This is a genomic window from Sagittula sp. P11 (genome assembly GCF_002814095.1).
GTDB lineage: Bacteria > Pseudomonadota > Alphaproteobacteria > Rhodobacterales > Rhodobacteraceae > Sagittula.
The window spans coordinates 1841279-1865796 of sequence record NZ_CP021913.1; the positions used below are offsets into that span (position 1 = coordinate 1841279).

19 protein-coding genes are annotated in these 24518 nt (G+C 66.6%); 8 read left to right on the forward strand and 11 right to left on the reverse strand.

What is annotated here, in order from left to right; all coding sequences use genetic code 11:
* Window positions 1-66: 66 nt before the first annotated feature.
* Window positions 67-2352: a ribonuclease R gene (rnr, locus tag CDO87_RS09015; protein WP_100930893.1), complete on the forward strand. Its 2286-nt coding sequence runs from the start codon at window positions 67-69 to the stop codon at window positions 2350-2352.
* Here the strand turns inward: rnr and CDO87_RS09020 are convergent.
* Entirely contained in the window at window positions 2333-3061 is a 729-nt protein-coding gene (locus CDO87_RS09020) for a glutathione S-transferase family protein (RefSeq protein WP_100928467.1), read from the reverse strand. The genes rnr and CDO87_RS09020 overlap by 20 nt on opposite strands.
* Window positions 3062-3148: 87 nt before the next feature.
* On the opposite strand from CDO87_RS09020, the gene CDO87_RS09025 reads away from it, so the two are divergent.
* Complete coding sequence (locus CDO87_RS09025; RefSeq protein WP_100928468.1) at window positions 3149-3907, forward strand: YafY family protein; 759 nt, start codon at window positions 3149-3151, stop codon at window positions 3905-3907.
* Between the two features lie 8 nt (window positions 3908-3915).
* The gene (locus CDO87_RS09030) at window positions 3916-5316 is read left to right on the forward strand and encodes a lytic murein transglycosylase (RefSeq protein ID WP_100928469.1); all 1401 of its coding nucleotides are present in this window, start codon (window positions 3916-3918) and stop codon (window positions 5314-5316) included.
* A 37-nt stretch (window positions 5317-5353) separates the two neighbouring features.
* On the opposite strand, the gene CDO87_RS09035 is transcribed toward CDO87_RS09030, so the two are convergent.
* From CDO87_RS09035 to gpmI, 5 genes are all read right to left on the reverse strand, one after another.
* Window positions 5354-5839: a hypothetical protein gene (locus CDO87_RS09035; RefSeq protein ID WP_100928470.1), complete on the reverse strand. Its 486-nt coding sequence runs from the start codon at window positions 5837-5839 to the stop codon at window positions 5354-5356.
* Window positions 5839-6324, reverse strand: coding sequence for an RNA pyrophosphohydrolase (locus CDO87_RS09040; RefSeq protein WP_100928471.1), 486 nt, complete (start codon window positions 6322-6324; stop codon window positions 5839-5841). The genes CDO87_RS09035 and CDO87_RS09040 overlap by 1 nt, the downstream gene beginning before the upstream one ends.
* Window positions 6325-6393: 69 nt before the next feature.
* A complete protein-coding gene (locus CDO87_RS09045; RefSeq protein WP_100928472.1) occupies window positions 6394-7737 on the reverse strand; it encodes a S41 family peptidase in 1344 nt (447 codons plus the stop codon).
* A 3-nt stretch (window positions 7738-7740) separates the two neighbouring features.
* The gene (locus CDO87_RS09050; protein WP_100928473.1) at window positions 7741-8850 is read right to left on the reverse strand and encodes a murein hydrolase activator EnvC; all 1110 of its coding nucleotides are present in this window, start codon (window positions 8848-8850) and stop codon (window positions 7741-7743) included.
* Window positions 8847-10400 (reverse strand): 2,3-bisphosphoglycerate-independent phosphoglycerate mutase, encoded by a 1554-nt coding sequence (gpmI, locus tag CDO87_RS09055; RefSeq protein WP_100928474.1) that lies wholly within the window; start codon window positions 10398-10400, stop codon window positions 8847-8849. The genes CDO87_RS09050 and gpmI overlap by 4 nt, the downstream gene beginning before the upstream one ends.
* Window positions 10401-10760: 360 nt before the next feature.
* On the opposite strand from gpmI, the gene CDO87_RS09060 reads away from it, so the two are divergent.
* Both CDO87_RS09060 and CDO87_RS09065 read left to right on the forward strand, forming a co-directional pair.
* The gene (locus tag CDO87_RS09060; RefSeq protein WP_100928475.1) at window positions 10761-11495 is read left to right on the forward strand and encodes a MipA/OmpV family protein; all 735 of its coding nucleotides are present in this window, start codon (window positions 10761-10763) and stop codon (window positions 11493-11495) included.
* 505 nt (window positions 11496-12000) lie between these two features.
* Window positions 12001-12657: a putative phage abortive infection protein gene (locus CDO87_RS09065; RefSeq protein ID WP_157814953.1), complete on the forward strand. Its 657-nt coding sequence runs from the start codon at window positions 12001-12003 to the stop codon at window positions 12655-12657.
* A gap of 4 nt (window positions 12658-12661) precedes the next feature.
* Here CDO87_RS09065 and carB read toward each other — a convergent pair whose 3' ends face one another.
* On the reverse strand, window positions 12662-16024 hold the full coding sequence (gene carB / locus CDO87_RS09070) for a carbamoyl-phosphate synthase large subunit (protein WP_100928477.1): 3363 nt from the start codon (window positions 16022-16024) through the stop codon (window positions 12662-12664).
* A gap of 242 nt (window positions 16025-16266) precedes the next feature.
* Window positions 16267-17493 carry a cyclopropane-fatty-acyl-phospholipid synthase family protein gene (locus tag CDO87_RS09075; RefSeq protein ID WP_198521852.1) on the reverse strand — a complete coding sequence of 409 codons (1227 nt, stop codon included), beginning with the start codon at window positions 17491-17493 and terminating at the stop codon, window positions 16267-16269.
* Window positions 17494-17650: 157 nt separating this feature from the next.
* Between CDO87_RS09075 and aspS the strand changes: the two genes are divergently transcribed.
* Window positions 17651-19432 (forward strand): aspartate--tRNA ligase, encoded by a 1782-nt coding sequence (aspS, locus tag CDO87_RS09080; protein WP_100928479.1) that lies wholly within the window; start codon window positions 17651-17653, stop codon window positions 19430-19432.
* A 482-nt stretch (window positions 19433-19914) separates the two neighbouring features.
* On the opposite strand, the gene CDO87_RS09085 is transcribed toward aspS, so the two are convergent.
* Window positions 19915-20151, reverse strand: coding sequence for a hypothetical protein (locus tag CDO87_RS09085; protein WP_157814954.1), 237 nt, complete (start codon window positions 20149-20151; stop codon window positions 19915-19917).
* Between the two features lie 134 nt (window positions 20152-20285).
* Window positions 20286-20762, reverse strand: coding sequence for a hemerythrin domain-containing protein (locus CDO87_RS09090; protein ID WP_100928481.1), 477 nt, complete (start codon window positions 20760-20762; stop codon window positions 20286-20288).
* A gap of 282 nt (window positions 20763-21044) precedes the next feature.
* Between CDO87_RS09090 and CDO87_RS09095 the strand changes: the two genes are divergently transcribed.
* A complete protein-coding gene (locus tag CDO87_RS09095; protein WP_100928482.1) occupies window positions 21045-22433 on the forward strand; it encodes a DUF1800 family protein in 1389 nt (462 codons plus the stop codon).
* Between the two features lie 4 nt (window positions 22434-22437).
* On the forward strand, window positions 22438-23652 hold the full coding sequence (locus tag CDO87_RS09100) for a DUF1501 domain-containing protein (RefSeq protein WP_100928483.1): 1215 nt from the start codon (window positions 22438-22440) through the stop codon (window positions 23650-23652).
* A 22-nt stretch (window positions 23653-23674) separates the two neighbouring features.
* Here the strand turns inward: CDO87_RS09100 and CDO87_RS09105 are convergent, their stop codons facing one another.
* Complete coding sequence (locus CDO87_RS09105; RefSeq protein ID WP_100928484.1) at window positions 23675-24391, reverse strand: response regulator; 717 nt, start codon at window positions 24389-24391, stop codon at window positions 23675-23677.
* Window positions 24392-24518 lie beyond the last annotated feature (127 nt).

The following is a 24518-nucleotide window of genomic DNA, read 5'->3' on the forward strand; positions in this document are numbered from 1 at the left end:
CAGGTCGCGCCGGCATTTCGCCGTTTCCGGCATGACGGCGTCATGGGTGCGTGCTACCTCCGTGCCATGACAACCTTGCCCACCAAGCAGGAGATCCTCGACTGGATTTCCGAGAACCCGGCCCTCACCGCCAAGCGCGACATCGCGAAGGCCTTCGGCATCAAGGGTGCCGCGCGCATCGACCTCAAGCGCCTGCTGAAGGAGCTTGAGTCCGACGGCCATTTGGAGAAGCGGAAGAAGACCTACCGCGACCCGGACCGCCTGCCGCCCGTGACCGTCCTTCAGGTCAAGGCGCCCGACGCCAACGGCGACCTCTTTGCGCAGCCGCTGGAGTGGCACGGCGAGGGGGTGGAGCCGACCGTGCTGCTGGTCAGCCGCCCGGGCGATCCCGCGCTGGGGGAAGGCGACCGCATCCTCGCCCGCCTGCAGGTGGTGCACGAGGCCGACCACAACTACGAGGCGCGGCTGATCCGGCGGATCGGCGCATCGCCCCGCAAGGTCGTGGGGCTGTTCCGCAAGACCGCCGAAGGCGGCCGCATCCTGCCCATCGACAAGGGCAACGACAAGGAATGGATGGTCGCACCCGACGCCACGGGCGGCGCAAAGGACGGCGAACTGGTTGAGGCCGAGCAGGCCGGGCCGAAGGGCCGCATGGGTCTGCCCAAGGCGCGCATCACGCTGCGCCTTGGCGATCCGTCGGAACCCCGGGCGGTGTCCCTGATCGCCATCCACCAGCACGGTATTCCCGACGACTTCCCGCAGGAGGTGCTGGACGAGGCCGATGCGATGAAGCCCGCCGGCCTGTCGGGTCGCGAGGATCTGCGCGATCTGCCGCTGATCACCATCGACCCGTCCGACGCGCGCGACCACGACGACGCCGTCTATGCGGTGGCCGACGAAGATCCGAAGAACGCGGGCGGCTTCCTGATCTGGGTGGCCATCGCCGATGTCGCCTACTACGTGCGCCCCGGCTCCGAGCTGGACCGGGAGGCGAAGAAGCGCGGCAACTCCTCGTACTTCCCGGACCGCGTCGTGCCGATGCTGCCGGACCGGCTGTCGGGCGACCTGTGTTCGCTGCACGAAGGGGTGCCGCGTGCGTGCATCGCGGTGCGCATGAAGATCGACGCAGAGGGCAACAAGCTGGGCCAGAAGTTCGTGCGCGGCCTGATGCGCTCGCCCGCGTCGCTGACCTACCAGGAGGTGCAGGCGGCCATCGACGGCGAACCGAACGACAAGACCGGCCCGCTGCTGGATGACGTGCTGAAACCGCTTTATGCCGCCTATGCCGCGCTGAAATCCGCGCGGGAACGGCGCCAGCCGCTCGACCTCGACCTCCCGGAACGCAAGGTGATGCTGAGCGAAGAAGGCAAGGTCACCTCTGTCGCCTTCACCGACCGGCTGGACGCGCACAAGCTGATCGAGGAGATGATGGTCCTGGCCAACGTCGCCGCCGCCGAGACGCTGAACGCCAAGGACATGCCGCTCCTGTTCCGGGTGCACGAGGAGCCGTCGCAGGACAAGCTGGAGTCGCTGCGCGACACCGCCGAATCCGCAGGGCTGACGCTGGCCAAGGGGCAGGTGCTGAAGACCCGCCACCTGAACCAGCTGCTGCACCAGGCCGCCGGCAAGGACGAGGCTGAGCTGATCAACATGGCGACCCTGCGCAGCATGACGCAGGCCTACTACAGCCCGAAGAACTTCGGTCACTTCGGCCTCGCGCTGCAGAACTACGCGCATTTCACCTCGCCCATCCGGCGCTATTCCGACCTGATCGTGCACCGCGCCCTGATCGCCGCGCACAAATGGGGCGACGACGGCCTGACCGCGCAGGAGATCGAGCGGCTGGAACAGACCGCGCAGCACATCTCGGACACGGAGCGGCGGTCGATGATGGCGGAGCGGGACACCAACGACCGCTACCTCGCCGCCTATCTGTCCGACCGGCTGGGGGCTGAGTTCACCGGGCGCGTGTCCGGCATCGCCAAGTTCGGGATCTTCGTGAAGCTGGACGAGACCGGCGCCGACGGGCTGGTGCCGATCTCGACCCTCGGCAACGAGTACTTCCACTTCGACCGTGAGGCCGGGACGCTGATGGGCGCCGACACCGGGCGGGTGATCGCGCTCGGGATGCGGGCGAAGGTCAAGCTGGTGGAGGCCGCGCCGGTCACCGGCGGCATCGCCTTCGAGTTGCTGGAACTGGACGACGACGCCTACGAAAGCAGCGCGGGCGGCCGTTTCGGGCGTGGCGGTGCGCGGCGGGGCCGTTCCGGGCCGTCGCCGCGCCGCAAGCTCGCCAAGGCCAAGGCGCGCGACAAGAAGGTCAAGCGCAAGGTCACGCGGCAGCGGAAATAGGCGTCCTGAGCCGTTCCGGGTAAAGCTGCGCGCGGCCCCGGATCACGTAGGCCATCAGGCTGTCCCGCGCCCGCAGGCCCTGCCGCGCGGGTGTGTCGCCCGGCAGCTTGTCCAGCGCCGACAGCACCGGCACGACCGCGGCATCCGCCGCCGTGGGACGTCTGCCGAACAGCCACGGCCCGTCGCCCAACCGCTGTTGCAGCACGTCGAGGTCGGCGGCCGTGGCCTGCGCCGCGTGTGCGTCGCTGAACCTGCCGATGCCCTGATTGCGCAGCGACTTGCGGATGCCCTTCCGCACCAACCCCGGCACCACGAGGCGCAGCGGTCTGGGCATGCCGCCGAAGACAGCCGGTTCCAGCACTGCCCAGCCGTCGTCGCGCACCCATCTGTCGTGCACCAGGAACAGGCGCAGGTGCTCTTCCACCATGCGGATGATCGCGTGCGCCTGCGCCCGCAGCCCCGCGTCGAGGCCGGGGAAGAGGTCGGCACCCTGGGCCTCCAGCCACGCGAGGATGAAGTTGCTGTCGGGCACCGGGCCGTCCGGCGTGCGCAGGATCGGCAATTTTCCGTAACCCGTGTCGGGGGGCATCGTCAGCCACTCCGGCTCCCACGGCCGACCGGAAAGTTCGAGCAGTATCATGGCCTTGAGGCAGAAGGGGCTCAGGCTCGGTTCACCGAAGCCGGCGGGGAAGGTCATCAGTTTCAGCATCGGGTTACCCGTTTCAGTTGCGTGTCCGGTCAACGCTATGGCAGGCTCATGTCAGTTTCTGACAACTGCCTGACGCATTGTTCCGACATGTCCCGCACCCATCGCCTGTTCCAGTTGATGTCCGCCCTGCGCCGCCTGCCGTCGCCGGTCACCGCCGCACGCCTGGCGGAGGAAACGGGTGTCTCTCCCCGGACGCTCTATCGCGACATCGACACGCTGCGCGAACTGGGGGCAGTGATCGACGGCGAGGCGGGGTTCGGCTACCGGCTGATCGAGGACGCGCACCTGCCGCCCCTGGGCTTCGACGACGAGGAACTGGAGGCGCTGATCCTCGGGTTGCGGGAGGTCGCCGCCGTCGCTGACCCGGCGCTGGCGGAGTCGGCGGAATCGGCCCTGGCCAAGCTGCGCGCGCGCCTGCCCGAGCGGCAGGCACACCGCCTGCGCCATGCGGTGCTGAACGCCCACAGATTCGCCCCGCCGCCCCGCCCGACCATCGACGCGCGCGCGCTGCGCCGCGCCTGCTGGGACGAAGAGCAGGTGTCCTTCGACTACACCGACAAGAACGGTGCCCCGACCCGGCGCGAAGTGAAGCCCTTGGCCGTCATGCTTTTCGACAACAGCCACTGTCTGCTCGCATGGTGTTGTCTTCGCAGGGATTTTCGCGCCTTCCGGCTGGACCGGATGCTGGATCTGCAACGGACGGGGCGGTCGTTCCGGCCCGAAAGAGTGCCCCTTTTGCGCGACTACAACGACACGGCTGACGCGAGGATTCGCGCATCTTCGGGATGGGACCTTCGCAAGTCACCCGATCCGGGTTACAGTTGCGACAAAACAAACGAGCGGTAGACAATCAGATGTTCAGGATGGCCTGTATCGGGCTGGGGATCGCAATCCTCGGCACTGGTCCCGTGTACGCGGAGACTCTCCAGACGTCGCTGCGCCCCAAGGCGCGCGGCACCCTTGTCGTGAGCCACGTCGAAGAGGTGGTCAGCCGGGCCAGTGGCCTTGGCGACAGCCTGCGCGACACCTTGCTGGCGCCCAGACGGTCCACCCGCCCGGCCATCCGCCCGGCGGCCCTGAAACCGCGCAGCGCCGCGGTGGCCGTCGCCCCTGTCACCACCCAAAGCGTGAGCCCCGCCAAGGCCGCCGCCTTTGCCCGCTGGATCGACGGGTTCCGCCCCCGCGCCCTGTCGCAGGGCGTCAGCGCACGGACATTCGACGCGGCGTTCCGTGGTGTGACCTTCGACCCGAAGGTAGTGGAGCGCGACTCCTCTCAGGCGGAGTTCGCCAAGGGCATCTGGGACTACCTCGACAGCGCCGCCTCCGACTCGCGTGTGAACAACGGTCGGTCCGCACTGGCCCAGCACCGTGCCCTGCTCGACCGGATCGAGGCGCACTACGGTGTCGACAAGGAGATCGTGCTGGCCGTCTGGGGCATGGAAACCGCCTACGGCAGCTATCGCGGCTCCAACCATATCATCCAGTCCATGGCGAGCCTTGCCTTCGACGGGCGGCGGCGGTCGTTCTTCGAGACCCAGCTTGTCGCCGCCCTGCAGATCCTCGAACAGGGCGACACCACGCCCGACCGGATGACCGGGTCATGGGCCGGGGCGATGGGGCACACGCAGTTCATGCCCACGTCCTTCCAGTCGCTCGCAGTGGATTTCACCGGCGACGGGCGCCGGGACATCTGGGGCGACGATCCGTCCGACGCGCTGGCCTCCACCGCCAACTACCTGAAAAAGAACGGCTGGATCGCCGGTCAGCCGTGGGGCGCCGAAGTCGTGCTGCCGCGCGGGTTCGATTACGATCAGGTCAACGTGGAGCGCATGCCCTCCGCCTGGGCGCGGCTTGGGGTCATGGGCACCGATGGCAAGCCGGTCCCCGATTACGGCGCGGCGACGATCCTTCTGCCTGCAGGGCACAAGGGCGCGGCCTTCCTCGTCTTCAAGAACTTCCGCGTGATCAAGCGCTACAACGCCGCCGACGCCTACGCGATGGGGGTCGGCCACCTTGCCGACCGCATCATGGGCGGCGAGAAGTTTCAGGGCTCGTGGCCCCGCGACGACCGCCCGCTGACCAGTACCGAGCGCAAGGAGCTTCAGACCCGGCTGACGCAGGCCGGGTATGACACTCAGGGCGTGGACGGGCGCATCGGGCCGATGACGTTGCAGGCGATCCGCGGCTACCAGCGCCGCGCCGGACTTGTGCCGGACGGCTACGCCTCCATGGAACTTCTGAAGAAACTGCGCTGAGGGACGGGGCCGCGGCCCCCTCCGCCATCAGCAGGGATCAGGGCAGGCCCTGCTCCGCACACGGGCCGTTGCGGAAACACGTGGTGATGCGGTCGAGATCCTCGCGCGACGGATTGGCAAACAGCCGCGTGCCGCAGGGATCGGCAAAGGCGACATGCCGGTTCGGTTCGCGCTTGAGGAAAACGAGGTACTCCTGACCGCTTTGCGGCTGCGCGCACCAAGGGCCGTAGCACTGGACGATCAGCGTGACATTGCCCTGGAACGGCTTGGTGAACCCGTCGCTGTCGAGGGTCTTGCCCACAAGCTGCGCGCGGATCGGCGTTTCCGGCGGCGCGGCGTTCGGGTCGGACTGCGGCGCCTCGGGCAGCTGGCTTTCGTCGAAATCCAGCCGTCCCACCGCTGCGCCCCAGCGGTCAGGGGAGGCGTCGACCTCCTTGTAGGTGCGCACCACGTCAGGCTTGAGGCAGGACAGCGCCTGCGCCTGAGTCGCACAGAGGGCAAGAGCTACGGCCAGCCAGCGCATCACAGACGGTCCCTGAAGGCAGCGATGACCCTTTCGTAGACCGGCCGCTTGAACGGCACGATCTGGGCCACGACCTCCTCAGCGGGCAGCCAGCACCATTCGGAGAACTCCTGGTGGTCGTCTGCGTCCAGCCGGATCTGGTCGTCGGTACCGTGGAAGCGCAACAGGAACCACTTCTGCTCCTGCCCCTTGTAGCGGCCCTTCCAGATGCGCGGCACGATGTCGTGCGGCAGGTCGTAGGCGATCCAGCCCTCCGTCTCTGCCTCTACCGTCACGAGATCCGGCGTCACGCCCGTCTCTTCGGTCAACTCGCGAAGCGCGGCGGCGCGCGGGTCCTCGCCCTTGTCGATCCCGCCCTGCGGCATCTGCCAGGCGGGTTCCTCGCTGTCGAAGCGCTGACCGACAAAGGCATGGCCGTCCGCATTCACGAGCATCACGCCGACGTTGCGGCGGTAGGGCAGCCTGGCGATCTCTTCGGGCGTCATGGCGGGTGTCTTGGTTATTTGCATGGTCGTCGTGAAAAGGGCGGGATCCGATCCCGCCCTTGTCCCTTCTTATTGATCGGTGGGCGCCAGCTTCGACAGGCCCTTCAGGATGTCGATGGCATAGGCGAGCTGGTAGTCGTCCTCGCGCAGTTTCGCGGCGGCCTCCGCCTTGGCGCGGTCCTCCTCGATCTGCTGGATCTCTTCCTCCGTCAGGGAGTCGTTGTCGAGACGGCCACGCAGGTCGGCCTCGGAGCGGGAGAAGACATTGGTTGCCTCTTCGTCCTCCTCCGTGGCGTCGGGTTCGCGGCGCGGCTGTTCGACCACGATGTCCGGCGACACGCCCAGTGCCTGGATCGAGCGGCCGGACGGTGTGTAGTAGCGCGCCGTGGTCAGGCGCATCGCACCGTCGCCCCGAAGCGGCATGACCGTCTGGACGGAACCCTTGCCGAAGGACTTCGTGCCCACGACGATGGCGCGGTGGTGGTCCTGCAGGGCGCCGGCGACGATCTCGGACGCGGAGGCGGAACCGCCGTTGATCAGCACCACCAGCGGCTTGCCTTCGGCAAGGTCGCCCGGGGTGGCGTTGTAACGGTCGCCATCGGCCGGATCGCGGCCACGGGTCGACACGATCTCGCCCTTCTCCAGGAAGGCGTCAGAGACGCGGATCGCCTGTGTCAGCAGGCCGCCCGGGTTGTTGCGCAGGTCGAGGACGACGCCGTTGACGTTGTCCATGCCGCCCAGCGTCTCCACCTGTTCGGCAAGGCCCTCGGCGAGGTTCGGGTAGGTCTGGTCGTTGAAGGTGGTCACGCGCAGCACGACCGTGTCGCTTTCGGTGCGGGCGCGGACGGCGGTCAGCTTGATGGTGTCGCGGATGATCGAAACGTCGAAGGGCTCTTCCTCGCCTTCGCGGACCACGGTGATCACGATCTCGGAGCCGACCGGTCCGCGCATCAGGTCCACCGCCTGGTCGAGCGTCAGGCCCAGCACGCTTTCGCCGTCGACGTGGGTGATGAAGTCACCGGCCTCGATGCCCGCTTCCATCGCCGGGGTGCCGTCGATCGGGGACACGACCTTCACGAAACCCTCTTCCTGCGTGACCTCGATGCCGAGGCCGCCGAACTCGCCGCGGGTCTGGACGCGCATGTCCGCGGCATCGTCGGGCGGCAGGTAGCTGCTGTGGGGATCGAGCGAGGTCAACATGCCGTTGATCGCCGCCTCGATCAGCTCGGAGGGTTCGACCTCCTCCACGTATTGCGCGCGGATGCGTTCGAAGATGTCGCCAAAGAGGTCGAGCTGCTCATAGACGGTGGCGGATTTGCCTTGTTCCTGCGCCACCAGCGGGCCGACGAACTGCGTCGTCGCGACCACGGAGGCCAGGGTGCCCGCCACTGCGGCCATCACGAATTTCTGCATATCTCATCCCTTGTCGATTGCGAACCACAGCTGTGGATCATTGGGCGCGTCGCCCTCTCTGACCTCTATATAGAGCGTTTCCGTACGCCCTGCGCCAGCCCCTTCACCGGGAGTTGACGCATTTGTGGCCCCACCCATGAGGCCGATCGGACTGCCCGCTGGCAGCACCTCTCCTATCTCGCCGTAGACGAGGTCCAACCCGGCGAAAACAAAGAGAATATCGGGTGACGGCTCGAGGATCGTCACCAGACCGTAGTCCAGCAACGGGCCGTTGTAGCGGATCGTGGCGGCGGTCGGCGTGGTCACAAGCGCGCCGGGACGGGTGGCGATCAGGATGCCCGGACGGGTCACTCCGGCGGCGTCCGGATCGCCCGCCTCGCGCAGCAGCGTGCCCCTCACGGGCAGCGGAAGGGTGCCGCGCAGGTCCTCGATATCCGGGAGCGGAGCGCCCTCTTCCTCCCCCTCCGCGATCTGGCTGAGACCGGAGGCGAACCCCTGCAGCGTCTCGGTGGCGGAGATCAGGATGGCGGTGCGCACCGGGTCCTCGGTGAAGCGCTTGGGCAGATCGGTGCGGTCGGCGATGGCCTGGCTGAGGTCGGTGCGCGCTTCCTGTACACCTTTCAGCCCTTCGGCCAGCGTGTGTGCCGCGTTCTGCTGAAGATCGCGCAGGGCGGTGACCTCTTCGAGATCGGCGCGCAGGTCGGCGGCCTGCGCGGCCAGCCCCGGCGTCACTGCGGCGACCAGCATGCCCGACCGCGCGGTTCCTAAGGGCCCCATCGGATGCAACAGAGCACCCGGCGAGGCCCGCCCGCCCATCGCGGTAAGTACACCCAGCAGCTGGGAAATTTCCTGGTTCTGCGCCTCAAGCTTGCGCTCCAGCTCGGTCTGGCGGATGGCGGCGGCGCGCAGCCCTTCGCGCATCGCGGCCAGCCCGTCCTCGTAGGCACGGATGGTGTCGGTCAGGGCAGAGACCCGGTCCTGCGCGTCCTCGGCCCGGTCGAGCTGGACGGAGGCCGCCTCCAGCGCCTCTGCCGCGCGGCGCGCATCCTCGCCCGCGTCCTGCGCGGCAAGCGGCGTGGCGGCCAGGGTCAGAAGGAGCGCGAGGCGTTTCACCGGATCAGACTTTCCCCTGTCATTTCATCGGGTTGCGGCAGGTCCATCAGCGCCAGCAGCGTCGGCGCCACATCTGCCAGCCGCCCATCCGCCAGCGATGCGCCCTCCGGCCCGCCGAACAGGATCACCGGAACGAGGTTCGTCGTATGCGCCGTATGCGGCCCGCCGGTTTCCGGATCGACCATCGTCTCGCAGTTGCCGTGGTCGGCGATCACCAGCAGGGCACCGCCGGTTTGCTCAAGCTTCTCAACCACTTGTCCAAGGCCATGGTCCACCGCCTCGCAAGCCTTGATGGCCGCGTCCAGATCGCCGGTGTGGCCGACCATATCGGGGTTCGCGTAGTTCACGACGATCAGGTCATAGCCTTTGCCGATGGCTTCAAGGAACTTCTCCGTGACCTCGCCCGCGCTCATTTCCGGTTGCATGTCGTAGGTCGCGACCTTGGGCGACTTCGGCATGAAGCGGTCTTCGTGCGGCTCCGGGGTTTCCTTGCCGCCGTTCAGGAAGAAGGTCACATGCGGGTATTTTTCCGTCTCGGCGAGGCGGAACTGCGTCTTGTCGTGCTTGGCCACCCATTCGCCCAAAGTGTTGACGATCTCGCGCTTCGGAAAGGCCGTGGTCATGTATTTGCCGTGCGCCTCGGAGTATTCGACCATGCCGAGACAGGCGGAGAGCGCGGGCTTCTCACGCGCGAAACCGTCGAAGTCCGGCGCGGCGATGGCGGCGAGGATCTCGCGCGCGCGGTCGGCGCGGAAGTTCAGGAAGAACAGCCCGTCGCCTTTGCCAAACCCTTGATATCCTTCGATGACAGAGGGCTTGATGAACTCGTCGCCCTGGCCCCGCTCCGCGTACCCGGCCTTGATCGCGGCCTCTGGCGTGGGGTGCGTGCCGCCGTTCGGGAAGGCATCGGCGTTGCTGTCGGCATAGGCGGTCATGGCGCGGTAGGCCGCCTCAACCCGTTCCCAGCGGTTGTCGCGGTCCATGGCGTAGTAGCGCCCGATCACCGTGGCGAAGCGCACCGGGCCGGTGTTGTCCTCCGGGATGTCCAGCTCTTCACGAAGGTTAGCGATATAATTGAGCGCGCATTTCGGATCGGTGTCGCGGCCGTCCGTCAGGATGTGCAGCCAGACCTCAAGCCCCTGATCCCGCATCATTTTCGCGGCGGCGATCATGTGGCTGACATGGGCGTGCACCCCGCCGTCGGAGGTCAGCCCCGCAAGGTGCACCTTGCCGCCGGCTTCGTTAACGGCGCCGCAGAAATCGAGGATCTCCTTGTTTTCGAAGAAGCTTTTGTCCTCGATGGCAAGGTCGATCTGGCCAAGGTCCATGGCCACCACCCGGCCCGCGCCGATGTTGGTGTGCCCCACTTCGGAGTTCCCCATCTGCCCGGTCGGCAGACCCACGTCAGGCCCGTGGGTGATCAGCGTCGCATGCGGACAGGTCGCCATAAGCCTGTCGATTGTCGGGGTTTTTGCCAGCGCGGGGGCGTTGTTCGCCGTCTCTTCGCGCAGGCCCCAGCCGTCGAGAATGGTAAGGATGACGGGTTTCATGATCTGCGCCTCCGGACTGCCCTGCGCTGTCCTGTAACAGAGCCGGAGCGCGATGTGGAGAGCGCGCGGGTCAATGCTGCGTGCGGTGGCTTAACCCTGCCCGGTTAACGCCTCGTTATGGTGAGTCCCGGCCGGTTCAGGGGGTCGAACCGGCCGGTTGTTAACCATGCCCGCCGCCCGCGAATCGGCAGTCCGGCGCCTTTCGCCGGGATCCGGCGTCGCGCCGCCGCGCGCGCCGTTCCGCCGATCACGACTGCGTGAAGGTGACGCGGGGACCCCACTTTCGGAGCGGCGCCGCTGGCACCCGGGGGCGCGCGTGCTACGCTCGGGTCAAATGCCTTTCCCCTGGAGACCCATCCTATGACGCTGACCCACCGGCTTTCCGTCCTGGCCCTGGCCGCCTCTGCCCTGCCCGCAGCCGCGCAGGAACGCGCGCTGTCCTTCGAACTGGGGCTTGGTGTGCAATCGCGCCCGGCCTACGAGGGGTCGGACGAATATGTCGCCGGTCCGGCGCTGGGGGCATCGGTCACGACCTTCCGGATGCTGGGCCTCGACATCGACCGGGGCGACGGCATGGGCTTCGGCTTCGGCCCGTCCTTCCGCTACCTGCCGGAGCGCGAGGCGTCCGACTATTCCCGCCTGACCGGCATCGACGACGTGGACGCGGCGCTCGAACTGGGCGGCCGGGTGTCCTACCGCTGGCCGTCGGTGGAGGTCTGGGGCGCGGTGCGCAAGGGTGTCACCGGGCACGAAGGCGTGGTCGGCGACCTGGGTTCGGACGTGGTGCACGACTACGGCCAGGGAACGGAGGTCCGCTTCGGCCCGCGCCTGTCCTTTGCCAACGACGAATACATGGACACCTATTTCGCCGTCCCGACCGGCGCGACGCTGCCGGCCTATTCGGCGGACGGCGGGCTGTACACGGCCGGGCTGGAGTTCACCGTGCGGCACGACTTCTCGGAGGTCTGGGCGGTCGAGGGCGCGCTCGGCTGGACCCGGCTGGTGGGCGACGCGGGCGACTCCCCGGTCGTACAGGACCGCGACAGCGGCACGGTCAGCGTGAAACTGATCCGGACGTTCGACTGGCGGTGGTGAGGGACGTGTCGAAGACCCTCTTTGCAAAAGCGCCGTCTTCCGACTGATCGGCGTACCCGGCGCGGAACAAGGCCGAAGGCCGCCGCGCCAGAGACGACGCGCCCCTATGCGGCGGCTCTCTGGATGGTCCTGGTTTGACCTTCGAGGTCCTACGGATGTGTAGGGATAAAGCGCACCCGAACTAAGGATGGCGAGCCGCCGCGCGCGCCGTCACTGGCGCCGCTTGCACAAGCAATCGTTCTCATACAACTTAAGAAAGGAACCCGTGTTTTCAAAAGGTGGACGCTTGCTTGGCCTCATAGTCTTTATCCTAGTGTGCGTGGCCTCCTATCAATTCCTATCTACAGCCGCGGAGCGAAGACTTAATCGTTCGAGGCTGGAGGCAATACTGTCTCGTCCCGCAAATTGGTTTGCGATTGTCCTTATTGCCTGGGCATCGACATTCTTCACCATGCCTGCATTCTTTCCTCCATCGGACAAGTTAGGGACCGGGGAGGCTGGCGACATGTTTGGCGCAGTCACCTCACTTTTCTCCGGACTGGCCTTCTCCGGACTAGTGTGGACGCTTATCCTCCAAAAAAAGGAACTTGGCCTGCAGCGCGAGGAATTGCGTCAAACGCGGAAGGTTTTTGAACGCCAAGCGTTCGAAACCACGTTTTTCAATCTTCTTGAAAGTCTCGAATCCTACATTTCCTCTCTCGAAGTATCTTCACGAAAGCCCAATGATACAGAATATCGAGCGAAAGGGCGCCGCGCACTGCGAATTATCGCAAACGAATGTAGAGACCTTGATGCAGGAACCCGAATGTACGTGACCGATAGCGCAAAAATTGAAATGGCGCTCATAGACTTATATGAGCGCCATTTTAAAAAGTATGAAATCGAACTGGCCCCTTACTACAGGTCACTATTCAACGTCTTCAGACACATTCGCATTTCAGACTTATCAGAAGAAGAGAAATTTAAGTTCGGAAAGATCGTGCGCGCCCGACTGTCCAGTCCCGAAATCTATCTGATAGTTGTTAACGGCCTTTCATCAAACAAAGACGGTTACACGAAGTCCATATCTGAGTTCGGCCTACTTAGGCACTTGCCCGAAACGTGGGCAAGTGATTTGCCAAGTGCGCGCGCGACTTTCGGGGAAGGTGCTTACCGGGAGTAAGCACTCACCCCTGCAGCGACTTCACCACCAGTTCGCCCTCTTCCCGCGCCTGCATGGCCAGCGTTGCGGCGTGGGCGCCGGCGGCGGTCGTGAAGTAGGGGATCTTGTCGTAGAGGGCGACGGAGCGGATCTCTCGCGAGTCCTCGACCGCGGCGGAGCCTTCGGTGGTGTTCAGCACCAGCTGCACGCCGCCGTCCTTCATCAGGTCGACGATGTTCGGCCGGCCCTCGTAGACCTTCTTCACCGTGTCGCAGGTCAGCCCGTGCTCCGACAGGAAGGCCGCGGTGCCGCTGGTGGCGATCAGGCGGAAGCCCAGGCCGGACAGGATCTGCGCCGCCTCGACCATCTGCGGGGTCTTGTCGTCGTTCTTGATCGACAGGAAGACCGCGCCTTCGGTCGGCAGGTGGGTGCCGGCGCCAAGCTGGGCCTTCAGGAAGGCGCGCGGGAAGGACTTGTCCCAGCCCATGACCTCGCCGGTCGAGCGCATCTCGGGCCCGAGGATGGTGTCGACGCCGGGGAAGCGGGCGAAGGGCAGCACCGCCTCCTTGACCGAGAACCACGGCATGTCCGGGTCGGCCAGCGTCATCATGTCGGCCATCGGCACGTCGGTGTCGTAGTCGATGTCGGCGGCATAGGGCAGACGCGTCGGGAAGGCAGAGAGCTTCTCTCCGGCCATGAGGCGCGCGGCGATAGAGGCAATCGCACTGTCCGTCGCCTTGGCCACGAAGGGCACGGTGCGGGAGGCGCGCGGGTTCACCTCGATCAGGTAGATCTCGTCGTTCTTGATGGCGAACTGCACGTTCATCAGGCCGACCACGTTCAGCGCGCGGGCCAGCGCCTCTGTCTGGCGCTTGACCTCTTCGATCAGGTCCTTCGACAGGGAGTAGGGCGGCAGCGAGCAGGCGGAGTCGCCGGAGTGCACCCCGGCCTCCTCGATGTGCTGCATGATGCCGGCGACGTGCACCGCCTCGCCGTCGCACAGCGCGTCGACGTCAAGCTCGGTCGCGCCCGAGAGGTAGCTGTCGAGCAGCACCGGGCTGTCGCCCGAGACCACCACGGCGTCGCGGATGTAGCGCTTGAGCCCGTCCATGTCGCGGACAATCTCCATCGCGCGGCCGCCCAGCACGTAGGACGGGCGGATCACCAGCGGGAAGCCGATCTTCTCGGCGATCTTGAACGCTTCCTCGTCGGTGGAGGCGATGCCGTTGTTGGGCTGCTTCAGGCCCAGATCGTTGACGAGGTTCAGGAACCGGTCGCGGTCCTCGGCCAGGTCGATGCTGTCGGGCGTGGTGCCGAGGATCGGGATGCCCGCCTCTTCCAGCGCGTTGGCCAGCTTCAGCGGCGTCTGGCCGCCGAACTGGACGATGACGCCGTGCAGCGTGCCGCGCTCCTGCTCGACTCGCATGATTTCCATCACGTGCTCGAAGGTCAGCGGTTCGAAATACAACCGGTCAGAGGTGTCGTAGTCGGTCGACACCGTTTCCGGGTTGCAGTTGATCATGATGGTCTCATAGCCCGCGTCGGCCAGCGCAAAGCAGGCGTGGCAGCAGCAGTAGTCGAATTCGATCCCCTGCCCGATCCGGTTCGGGCCGCCGCCCAGCACGACCACCTTCTTGCGGTCGGAGGGACGCGCCTCGCATTCGACCTCGCCCATCATCGGCTCTTCGTAGGTCGAGTACATGTAGGGGGTCTGCGCCTCGAATTCGGCGGCACAGGTGTCGATGCGCTTGAAGACGGCGTTGACGCCGAGGTTCTGGCGGGCGCGGCGCACCTGCCCCTCGGTCCGGCCGGTCAGCCCGGCCAGGCGCGCGTCGGTGAAGCCCATCATCTTGAGCTGGCGCAGCCCGTCCTCGGTGACGGGCAGGCCGTCGCGGCGCACTTCCTCCTCGGCCTCGACGATCTCGCGGATGCGTTCGAGGAACCACGGATCGTAGGCGGTGACGCCCTGGATCTCGATGTCCGAAAGCCCGTGGCGCATGGCCTGCGCGATGGTCCGCAGCCGGTCGGGGGTGGCCTCCGACAGCGCCTTGATGACGGCGGCCTTGCCTTCGCTGCCGACGGATTCCCAATGGCCTTCCTTCAGCCCGGGGATGTCGACCTCGTTGAAGCCGGTCAGGCCGGATTCCATGGAGGCCAGCGCCTTCTGCATGGATTCGTGGATCGTGCGGCCGATGGCCATCGCCTCGCCCACCGACTTCATCGCGGTGGTCAGCTTCGGCTCGGAGCCGGGGAACTTCTCGAAGGCGAATTTCGGGATCTTGGTGACGACGTAGTCGATGGTCGGCTCGAAGGAGGCGGGCGTGACCTTGGTGATGTCGTTGTCGAGCTCGTCCAGCGTGTAACCCACGGCCAGCTTCGCCGCGATCTTGGCGATGGGGAAGCCGGTGGCCTTCGACGCCAGCGCCGAGGAGCGCGACACGCGCGGGTTCATCTCGATCACCACCATGCGGCCGTTTTCCGGGTTGATCGCCCACTGCACGTTGGATCCGCCGGTCTCCACCCCGATCTCGCGCAGCACGGCGATGGAGCCGTTGCGCATGATCTGGTATTCCTTGTCGGTCAGCGTCAGCGCCGGCGCCACGGTGATCGAGTCGCCGGTGTGCACACCCATCGGATCGACGTTCTCGATGGAGCAGACGATGATGCAGTTGTCCGCCTTGTCGCGGACGACCTCCATCTCGAATTCCTTCCAGCCCAGCAGCGATTCATCGACGAGGATCTGACCCACCGGAGAGGCATCCATGCCCGAACGGCAGTAGTGGATGTAATCCTCGCGGTTGTAGGCAACGCCGCCGCCGGTGCCGCCCAGCGTGTAGGCGGGACGGATGATCGCGGGCAGGCCGATGTGCTCCAGCGTCTCCAGCGCCAGCCGGACGCCCTCGTCGAGGTCGCGCTTGCCGTTGGCCTTCTTCGGCGCGGTGATGATCTCGGCCTTGGGGTTCTCGAGGCCGATGCGGTCCATTGCCTCGCGGAACAGCTTGCGGTCCTCGGCCATCTCGATGGCCTCGCGCTTGGCGCCGATCATCTCGACATTGTATTTCGCCAGCACGCCCATCTCTTCGAGCGCGAGCGAGGTGTTCAGCCCGGTCTGGCCCCCCATCGTCGGCAGAAGCGCGTCGGGGCGTTCCTTCTCGATGATCTTGGCGACCACCTCGGGGGTGATCGGCTCGATGTAGGTGGCATCCGCCAGGCCCGGGTCGGTCATGATCGTCGCCGGGTTGGAGTTCACCAGGATGACCCGGTAGCCTTCTTCGCGCAGCGCCTTGCACGCCTGGGCGCCGGAGTAGTCGAACTCGCAGGCCTGCCCGATGACGATGGGTCCGGCGCCGATGATCATGATGGATTTGATATCGGTACGTCTGGGCATGGAGAACCTCGTCTGGCGGCGTGTTTCAGCGGGGCAGGGACTCGCCTGTCCTGCCCGCAAATTGTGGCGGTTATAGACGGGCGTCGCGCGGGTTCAACCCCCAAGCTGACGCAGGAGGCCGCGCGGCGTCGCACCACGCGGAAAGGGGCGGATCGGCGACCCGCCCCTCCTTCATCTTGGCGATAAATACCTCCCCGCCGGAGGCGTCCCGCAACCGCCACCCGCGGGTGGCCGGGACGGGCTCACTCCGCCGCCATGCGGTGATCCTCCGCCTCGGACGCATACAGGTAGTCGCGGGTGATCGGCACCGCGTCCATGCGCTTGGCGAGCTGCCACTGCTGGACGTGCAGCGTGCCGATCCGGAAGGATACCTCCATCGAGGTCAGGTAGAAGCGGAACATGCGGACAAAGCGCGTGTCGAACATCTTCTCGATCCGGTCGGACTGCGCCTCGAACCGCATCCGCCAGGCGTGAAGCGTCTTGGCGTAATGCAGGCGCAGCGCCTCGTCGTCGGACTGGAAGAGCCAGGCCTTCTCGATCGCACCGTAGATCTCGGAGGCGGAGGGCGCGTAGCTGCCCGGAAAGATGTAGCGGTCGATCCACGGGTTGTTGGCACGCGGCGGCCCGGATTTCACGATGGAATGGATCAGCGCGATGCCGTCGGCGCCCATCAGGTCCGAGACCTTGGCGAAGTACTCGTCGAAATGCGGGGCGCCCACGTGTTCCAGCATCCCCACCGACACCACCCGGTCGAATTCCTCGTCGAGCTTGCGGTAATCCAGCAGGCGGAAGTCGGTCACGTCCTCCAGCCCTTCGGCACGGGCGCGGGCCTGCGCGGTGGCAAGCTGGTTCTCCGACAGGGTCACGCCGGTCACCCGTGCGCCGTGGTCGCGCGCCAGTGTCAGCCCCAGCCCGCCCCAGCCGCAGCCGATGTCCAGCACCCGCATCCCCGGCTCGATCAGCAGCTTCGAGGCGATATGCGCCTTCTTGGCCTCCTGCGCCTCGTCCAGCGTCATGTCGGGCCGCGGCCAGTAGGCACAGGAATACTGCATGTCCCGGTCGAGGAAGAGCGCGTAGAGATCGTCGGAGATGTCGTAGTGATGCGCCACGTTCCGCTTCGACTTGAGCGGGTTGTTGCGCTGGATGACGCCGCGCAGCGCGGTCCGGGCCTTCAGCGCGCCCATGTACCACCCCGGCATCCGGTTGTAGCTTTCGTTTTCCAGCAGAAGCGTCATGAAGCCGGTCAGGTCGTCCCCGTCGATGCGGAGCGTGCCGTCCATGTAGCACTCTCCCAGCGCCAGCGCGGGCTGCGTCACGAGCCGCCTGACCGACTCGTCGGAGGTGATGTTCACCATGATCTCGGGACTGCCCTGTCCGTACGTGCCGGTCTGGTCATCCGGACCGACGACGCAGAGCCTGCCCCTGACGATCATCCGTTTCAGCATTCTGTCGAGTACGGTCCACCACATCGTATACCCCCATACGGTTGTCAGAAGACTGCTTTCCCAAACGTTAATCTTCGTTAATGGTTCCCTTCGGTCCAGCGTTTTTTGCGCCGCTCTTGACTTCCCGGGGCTGGAACGGTGTATCGGCGCCTGATCAAGCCGCTTTTTGAGGGGAGCCGTCATGCACGCCTACCGCAGCCACACCTGCGCCGATCTGACCAAGGATAACGTGGGCGAGACCGTGCGCCTGTCGGGCTGGGTGCATCGCATCCGAGACCACGGCGGCATCCTGTTCATCGACCTGCGCGACCACTTCGGCACCACGCAGGTGCTGTGCGACCCCGACAGCCCGGCCTTCAAGGACGTGGAGAAGGTGCGCTCCGAATGGTGCATCCGCATCGACGGCAACGTGAAGGCGCGCGACCCGGAGCTGGTGAACCCCAAGCTGCCGACCGGCGAGATCGAGGTCTTCGTCCGTGACCTCGAGGTTCTGGGGCAGGCGCAGGAACTGCCGCTGATGGTCTTCGGCGAACAGGAATACCCCGAAGAGACACGCCTGAAGTACCGTTACCTCGACCTGCGCCGCGAGAACATGCAGCGCAACATGACGCTGCGCTCGGACGTGGTGGCGTCGATGCGCAAGCGGATGTGGGACAAGGGCTTCCGCGAGTACCAGACGCCGATCATCACCGCCTCCTCGCCCGAAGGCGCGCGCGACTTCCTCGTGCCGTCGCGCCTGCATCCGGGCCGGTTCTACGCGCTGCCGCAGGCGCCGCAGCAGTTCAAGCAGCTGATCATGGTGTCGGGCTTCGACAAGTATTTCCAGATCGCGCCCTGCTTCCGCGACGAGGACCCGCGGGCCGACCGTTCGCCCACCGACTTCTACCAGCTCGACCTTGAGATGTCGTTCGTGGAGCAGCAGGACGTGTTCGACACGATTTCCCCGGTGATCGCGGGTGTCTTCGAAGAGTTCGGCGGCGGCAAGTCGGTGGACGCGCCCGAGAGCTGGCCGCAGATCCCCTACAAGGAAGCGGCGCTAAAGTACGGCACCGACAAGCCCGACCTGCGCAACCCGATCGTGATGCAAGACGTGTCCGAGCATTTCCGCGGCTCCGGCTTTGCGATCTTCGCCAAGCTGCTTGAGCAGGATGGCACCGAGATCCGCGCCATCCCCGCCCCCACGGGCGGCAGCCGCAAGTTCTGCGACCGGATGAACGCCTGGGCCCAGAAAGAGGGCCTGCCGGGCATGGGCTACATCTTCTGGCGCGATCAGGGCGAGGGCATGGAAGCCGCCGGTCCGCTGGCCAAGAACATCGGGCCGGAGCGCACTGAGGCGATCCGCGAGCAGCTTGGCCTTGGTGTCGGCGACGCGGCGTTCTTCCTTGGCGGCAAGCCCGCCTCCTTCCAGAAGGTCGCCGGCCGCGCGCGTGACGTGCTCGGCCATGACCTGGGCCTCATCGACGAGAACCGCTTTGCCTTTGCGTGGATCGTGGACTTCCCGATCTACGAAAAGGACGAGGAAACCGGCGAGATCGACTTCGAGCACAACCCGTTCTCCATGCCGCAGGGCGGGATGGAGGCGCTGCAAGGCGATCCGATGGCGGTGAAGGGCTACCAGTACGACCTCGCCTGCAACGGCTACGAACTGGTGTCCGGCGCGATCCGGAACCACAAGCCGGAGGTGATGCTGAAAGCCTTCGAACTGGCGGGCTACGGCGCGGACGAGGTGAAGGCGCGCTTCGGTGCGCTGTTCAACGCCTTCCACTACGGCGCCCCGCCGCACGGTGGCTGCGCCGCGGGCATCGACCGGATCGTGATGCTGCTGGCGGGTACGTCGAACATCCGCGAGGTCATCATGTTCCCGATGAACCAGCGCGCCGAGGACCTGATGATGAACGCGCCCTCCGATCCGACCAGCGATCAGCTGATGGAGCTGGGCCTGCGGATCATGCCGCGCGAGTGAGCCCGGGCCATAGGCCTCTGCCCATGTGACAAAGTGAAAGGGTGCCTCCGGGGAGGCACCCTTTTTCGTTTACGGAGGGAGAGAGAGTATTCCGCCGGAGACCCCCCGGCACCCGCGGACATATGCGCCGGAAATCCGGCTGAATTTTTGAGGACTGCGACCTGCCCACCCAGTTGAAGCACATCTGGTCGCAGTCCTCGCTGCTGATCGGTCCGAAAGCGATCACGGTGATATCCGTCAACTCGTTCGATCCGAACACGGCTGCATAACTGTTGTCCCGGTGCCGGAAGCGCCCGCCATGGGGCGCCTTGGCACCTGCGACGTCACGCCGGTGCATGAGGTCGCGTATCCTTCCTTGTCTGCGTCCCGGGCTGGCCTGCCGCCTGCCCCGGCTTTCGTTTTCCGTCCGCCGCACCCGCGCCGGGCCGTCTGTACGTCCGACCCGTGCCAACCCCCGTTGCACGCATCGCAGGCGCAGCCCGTCAGTGCAGGCCGCTGCCCGGCGCCAGGATCTGCGGGTCGAGCGTCAGCACCGCGAAGACCATCGCCAGCGTTGCGGTGGTGACGAGCGCGAAGCGCATCTTGTCGTTGCAGCTTTCCGCAGCCTCGGGACCGTACTTCCGCATGAAGGCCCGTTTGACGAAACACTTCAGCATGAAGAGCGGAAACATCAGCGCCAGAATTGCCCCCGAAACCATCAGAGCGACTTGAGTTGCCATTTCATAACTCCGTCTGCGGTTGTATCTGCAATTGGAGATTGTAAGGCAATTGTGGCGCGATTGCGGCAAAAGGGTGCGGAAATAGCGGTTTGTTAACTTTTGTATAGCCCGCACCCCAATCGTATAGGTTTCGCTCAGTCTTCGAGCGAATCCTCGCGCTTCTCGTCGATCAGACCGGCCTCTTCCTGCTTCCGCTTGAGGAAGCGCTCGCCGTATCCCTTGATCTCCGAGTCGTCGATAACCTCTTTTGCGCGCGAGAAAACTTCGTCTTCTTCCTCGTCGACGTGGTGTTCGTAGTCGTGCCGGAGGGTCTTGAACTTGGTCAGCCAGCCAGAGGACGACATGTCCATCTCGTTGAGCTCTTCCATCAGGTCGTCGAGCTGCTGGTGCTCGTGGACGGAGTGCCGTGCGGCGTCCTGACCCCAGGTCTTGGAGATCAGCTTGGAGTAGAATGTCTCTTCTTCCGCCGCGGCGTGAGCCTTCACGTCATGGTAGAACTCGTCCCATGCCGCCTTGCGCTCGTCCGAGGCGCCGGAGGTGTCGGAGATCTTCTCCAGCAGGTCCCGATGCCTGTCGTGGTCGGACTTGATGGCGGTGTAGATGTCGGTCATTTGGCTCCCCTGGCTGTTGTCGCTTTCATGCCGCGGCTCATTCGCGCGTTTTCGCGTTCAGAACGCACAAACCCGCGTCAGGTTCCGGATGTGCAGGCGAATTCCCGCCTTGGCCCGGAGGGGCGTATTGGCGGGCGGCCCGGGCGGGTCTAGATTCAGGACTGTGCCGGCCCAGCCGGAATGGCCCGCCGGGGGATGGCGACCCCGGGCACCCGAACGCCCTGCCGACCAACGATGCAGGACACGCCGGGCCGGGTGAGGCGCTACGAGCAGGAGGCTTCCATGTCCTTCGATGCAGTCCTTGCAGAAAAACGATTCGGTTGCGGGCTGTCGCCCCGCATCGCGCCCCCGGCGGACGTGGCGGCGATGATGGCCGGGCTGCGCGCGCCGGACGTCATGTCCGAGCGGTTCCCGATCGAGCCGTTCCCCGCCTTCCTGAGCCGGATGGCCGAATACCGCCAGCTGGCGAAGCGTGCGCGCAAGCAGGGCGAGACGCAGGAAGGCACCGGCCTGAAGAAGCAGACCCGGCTGATGCAGCGCGAGGCGCGCGAGGCCTGGCTGCACTGGATGGCGGCGCATATCTCGCGCCGGGTGCACACCGAGTCGGGCTTCCGCGAACGGCTGGAGTTCTTCTGGGCCGACCATTTCACCGCGACGGGCAAGAACGCGCTGATGCGGCGGTCGTCCTCGCCCTACATGCAAAGCGCGCTGCGCCCGCGGATCATGGGCCGGTTCGAGGACCTGCTGGTGGAGGCGGTGACGCACCCGGTGATGGTGGATTACCTCGACCAGACGCGGTCCACCGGGCCGGGATCGCCGGCGACGCTGAAGCGGCCCGACAAGCGCGGCATGAACGAGAACCTCGCCCGCGAGGTGCTGGAGCTGCACACGCTGGGCGTCGGCGCGCCCTACACCCAGACCGACGTGCGCGAGCTGGCCGAGCTGATGACCGGCCTGACCTTTGACCCGCAGAACGGACGCAAGTTCGTCAAGGGCTGGGCGGAGCCGGGCGCCGAGACGGTGCTGGGCAAGACCTACGGCGGCACGAAGAACGCGACCTTCCGGGATCTGGAGGCGGCGCTGCGCGACATCGCCAACCACCCCTCGGTCGCCGGGCACCTGGCGTGGAAGCTGGCGATGCATTTCGTGTCGGACACCCCCGACCCCGCGCTGGTGGCCGAGCTGGAGGGCGTCTGGACGGAGACCTCGGGCGACCTGCCCTCGGTCTACGAGGCGCTGTTGCGGCACCCGGCGGCCTGGCGGCCGGAGGGCGCGAACGTCAAGCAGCCGTTCGACTTCATCTCGTCCGCGTGCCGGGCGCTCGACGTGCCGCACGCGGCGCTGGCAGACCTGAGCGAGCGCGATTTCCGGCTGCGCATCCAGCGGCCGCTGATGCTGATGGGCCATGTCTGGCAGAAGCCCGACGGCCCGGACGGCCTGCCGGAAGAGGACGACGCGTGGATCAAGCCGCAGGGTATCGCGGCGCGGCTGCAATGGGCGGTGACCATGCCGCAGATCATGCTGGACGACCTGCCCGACCCGCGTGACTTCGTCGAGGTGGCGCTGGGACCGGATGCGCCGGAGGCGGTGCGCTTTGCCGCCTCTGCCGCCGAAAGCCGGGCGGACGGAATCGGGCTGGTGCTGGCAAGCCCGGCGTTTCAGAGGATGTGAGCGGATGGATCGGCGCGGATTTCTGACGGGTCTTGTGGGATGTTCGCTGGCGGCCTCGCCGCTGGTGACCCCGGTGAGTTTTGCCTCGGTCCCCGGGGACCGGCGGCTGGTGGTGATCCTGCTGCGCGGCGGGATGGACGGCATGGGGCTGGTCGCGCCCTACGGCGACCCGGGCTATGCCGCCCTGCGCGGCGCGCCCGGCATCGGACCGAAGGGGGCGGCGGACCTCGACGGGTTCTTTGCCCTGCACCGGGGCGCGCGGCGGCTGCTGCCGCTCTGGACCGCGGGCGAGCTGAGCTTCGTGCACGCGGTGTCGACTCCCTACCGTGACAAGCGCAGCCATTTCGACGGGCAGGACCTGCTTGAGGCGGGCTTGGGCGAAGGCAATGTCGGGCAGGCCCGCGACGGCTGGCTGAACCGGCTGACCGGCCTCCTGCCCGGTGCGGTGGCCGAGACCGCCTATGCGGTCGGCAACGATCCCCTCGCCATCCTGAACGGGCCCGCCCCGATGACGCGCTGGACGCCGGATGCCGACCTCGCCCTGTCGCCGCAGGCGATCCGGCTGGCGGAGCTGGTGATGCGCGACGACCCGATGATGAGCGCCGCGCTGGCCGAGGCCTTTGCGCTGGCCGGCAGCGACGGCGACGGCGTTGCCTTCGACGGCGACGCAGAGGCGATGATGGGCGGCATGGTCGAGGACATGAAGGCCGCACGCAATTCCGATGCGGTGGCCCGCATGGCGGAATTCGCGGGCAAGAAGCTGCGCAACGACGCGGCGATCGCCACCTTCTCGATCAACGGGTGGGACACGCATGCCCGGCAGGACAAGCTGCTGGAGGCGGCGCTGGAGCAGCTTTCGACCGCGGTGCTGACGCTGAAGGAGCACATGGGCGCGGCGACATGGGGCAAGACCGTGGTGGCCGCCGTGACGGAGTTCGGGCGCACCGCCCGGCTGAACGGCAACGCGGGCACCGACCACGGGACGGCGGGGGCGATGCTGCTGGCGGGCGGCGCGCTGCGCGGCGGCAAGGTCCATGGCGACTGGCCGGGGCTGGCGGAGGCCGACCTTTACGCCCGGCGCGACCTGATGCCGACGCGCGACCTGCGCGCCCACCTGGGCTGGCTGATCCGCGGCCTGTACGGCACCGGGATCACGGACGTGGAGCGCACGATCTTCCCCGGGCTCGACATGGGCGCCGATCCGGGGCTGCTGCTTTAGGGCTTCGGCGTCGCCTGACGGCCTACATCGCCAGCCGGTCGGTCAGCCGGTCCTGCACAAGTGCCGCGACGCGGGCGAGGCTGGTTTGCGTCGGCCGGCCGGAGCGGCGGGCGTCGGCCAGATCCTCTGCCGCGCTTTGCAGCGCCCGGTCCCCGGCGCTGCGCGCCACCCCGGTCAGGAACTGCGTGACATAGCGGATGGAGCGTTCGTCGTCCCGGTCGTCCAGCACGTCGGCGGCATGGGCCATGTCGTCGCGATAGGCCAGCGGGTCGGGCAGGATCGGGTCGTCGATCACCAGCCGCGGGCCGGTGGGCTGCCGTTCGGGCGGCAGGGCCGAGAGGATCGCGTTCTGGAACCCCGTCACCGACGAGATGGGCTTCGCCAGGAAACCGTCTGCCCCGGCGGCCAGCGCCACCTCCTCTGCAAAGCTGTCGCCGGAGGTGCCGAGCAGCACGTCCACCCGCGGGCAGGCGATGGCCAGTTCCGAGATCAGCTCTGCCCCCGAGCCGTCGGGCAGGCCGAGGTCGACGATCACCACGCTGGGCCGGTAGACCTGCAGGTGGCGGCGGGCGGATTTCAGGCAGTCGGCCCGGCGGATGCGCGCGCCGGAGCGCAGGCACAAGAGCCGCATGGCGTCGCAGGCAAAACGGCTGTCCTCGACCACGAGGATGGTGAGGCCGAGAAGCGGCCGGGTGGCGGTGGGCCGCCTGTGCGCGGCGAGGTGGTCGTTGCGGTCCATTCGTCCCTCCTGTTGATCGAGTCGCCGGTCATGATGCCGCCTGGCTGGTGAACAAGCGGTTAAGCACGGTTGCGGGGCGGTACAGGGCGGGGCGAGCCGGGGCGCGGGGGTGGCGCCTGTTGTCGCG

What these genes read in the sequence shown, in the direction of transcription:
- carB (WP_100928477.1), bottom strand. Translation starts at nt 16,024, where the DNA reads ATGCCCAGACGTACCGATATCAAATCCATCATGATCATCGGCGCCGGA.
- CDO87_RS09105 (WP_100928484.1), bottom strand. Translation starts at nt 24,391, where the DNA reads ATGGACCGCAACGACCACCTCGCCGCGCACAGGCGGCCCACCGCCACC.
- CDO87_RS09090 (WP_100928481.1), bottom strand. Translation starts at nt 20,762, where the DNA reads ATGACCGACATCTACACCGCCATCAAGTCCGACCACGACAGGCATCGG.
- CDO87_RS09085 (WP_157814954.1), bottom strand. Translation starts at nt 20,151, where the DNA reads ATGGCAACTCAAGTCGCTCTGATGGTTTCGGGGGCAATTCTGGCGCTG.
- CDO87_RS09030 (WP_100928469.1), top strand. Translation starts at nt 3,916, where the DNA reads ATGTTCAGGATGGCCTGTATCGGGCTGGGGATCGCAATCCTCGGCACT.
- aspS (WP_100928479.1), top strand. Translation starts at nt 17,651, where the DNA reads ATGCACGCCTACCGCAGCCACACCTGCGCCGATCTGACCAAGGATAAC.
- CDO87_RS09100 (WP_100928483.1), top strand. Translation starts at nt 22,438, where the DNA reads ATGGATCGGCGCGGATTTCTGACGGGTCTTGTGGGATGTTCGCTGGCG.
- CDO87_RS09020 (WP_100928467.1), bottom strand. Translation starts at nt 3,061, where the DNA reads ATGCTGAAACTGATGACCTTCCCCGCCGGCTTCGGTGAACCGAGCCTG.
- CDO87_RS09025 (WP_100928468.1), top strand. Translation starts at nt 3,149, where the DNA reads ATGTCCCGCACCCATCGCCTGTTCCAGTTGATGTCCGCCCTGCGCCGC.
- CDO87_RS09095 (WP_100928482.1), top strand. Translation starts at nt 21,045, where the DNA reads ATGTCCTTCGATGCAGTCCTTGCAGAAAAACGATTCGGTTGCGGGCTG.
- rnr (WP_100930893.1), top strand. Translation starts at nt 67, where the DNA reads ATGACAACCTTGCCCACCAAGCAGGAGATCCTCGACTGGATTTCCGAG.
- gpmI (WP_100928474.1), bottom strand. Translation starts at nt 10,400, where the DNA reads ATGAAACCCGTCATCCTTACCATTCTCGACGGCTGGGGCCTGCGCGAA.
- CDO87_RS09040 (WP_100928471.1), bottom strand. Translation starts at nt 6,324, where the DNA reads ATGACGCCCGAAGAGATCGCCAGGCTGCCCTACCGCCGCAACGTCGGC.
- CDO87_RS09035 (WP_100928470.1), bottom strand. Translation starts at nt 5,839, where the DNA reads ATGCGCTGGCTGGCCGTAGCTCTTGCCCTCTGTGCGACTCAGGCGCAG.
- CDO87_RS09045 (WP_100928472.1), bottom strand. Translation starts at nt 7,737, where the DNA reads ATGCAGAAATTCGTGATGGCCGCAGTGGCGGGCACCCTGGCCTCCGTG.
- CDO87_RS09075 (WP_198521852.1), bottom strand. Translation starts at nt 17,493, where the DNA reads ATGTGGTGGACCGTACTCGACAGAATGCTGAAACGGATGATCGTCAGG.
- CDO87_RS09060 (WP_100928475.1), top strand. Translation starts at nt 10,761, where the DNA reads ATGACGCTGACCCACCGGCTTTCCGTCCTGGCCCTGGCCGCCTCTGCC.
- CDO87_RS09065 (WP_157814953.1), top strand. Translation starts at nt 12,001, where the DNA reads ATGTTTGGCGCAGTCACCTCACTTTTCTCCGGACTGGCCTTCTCCGGA.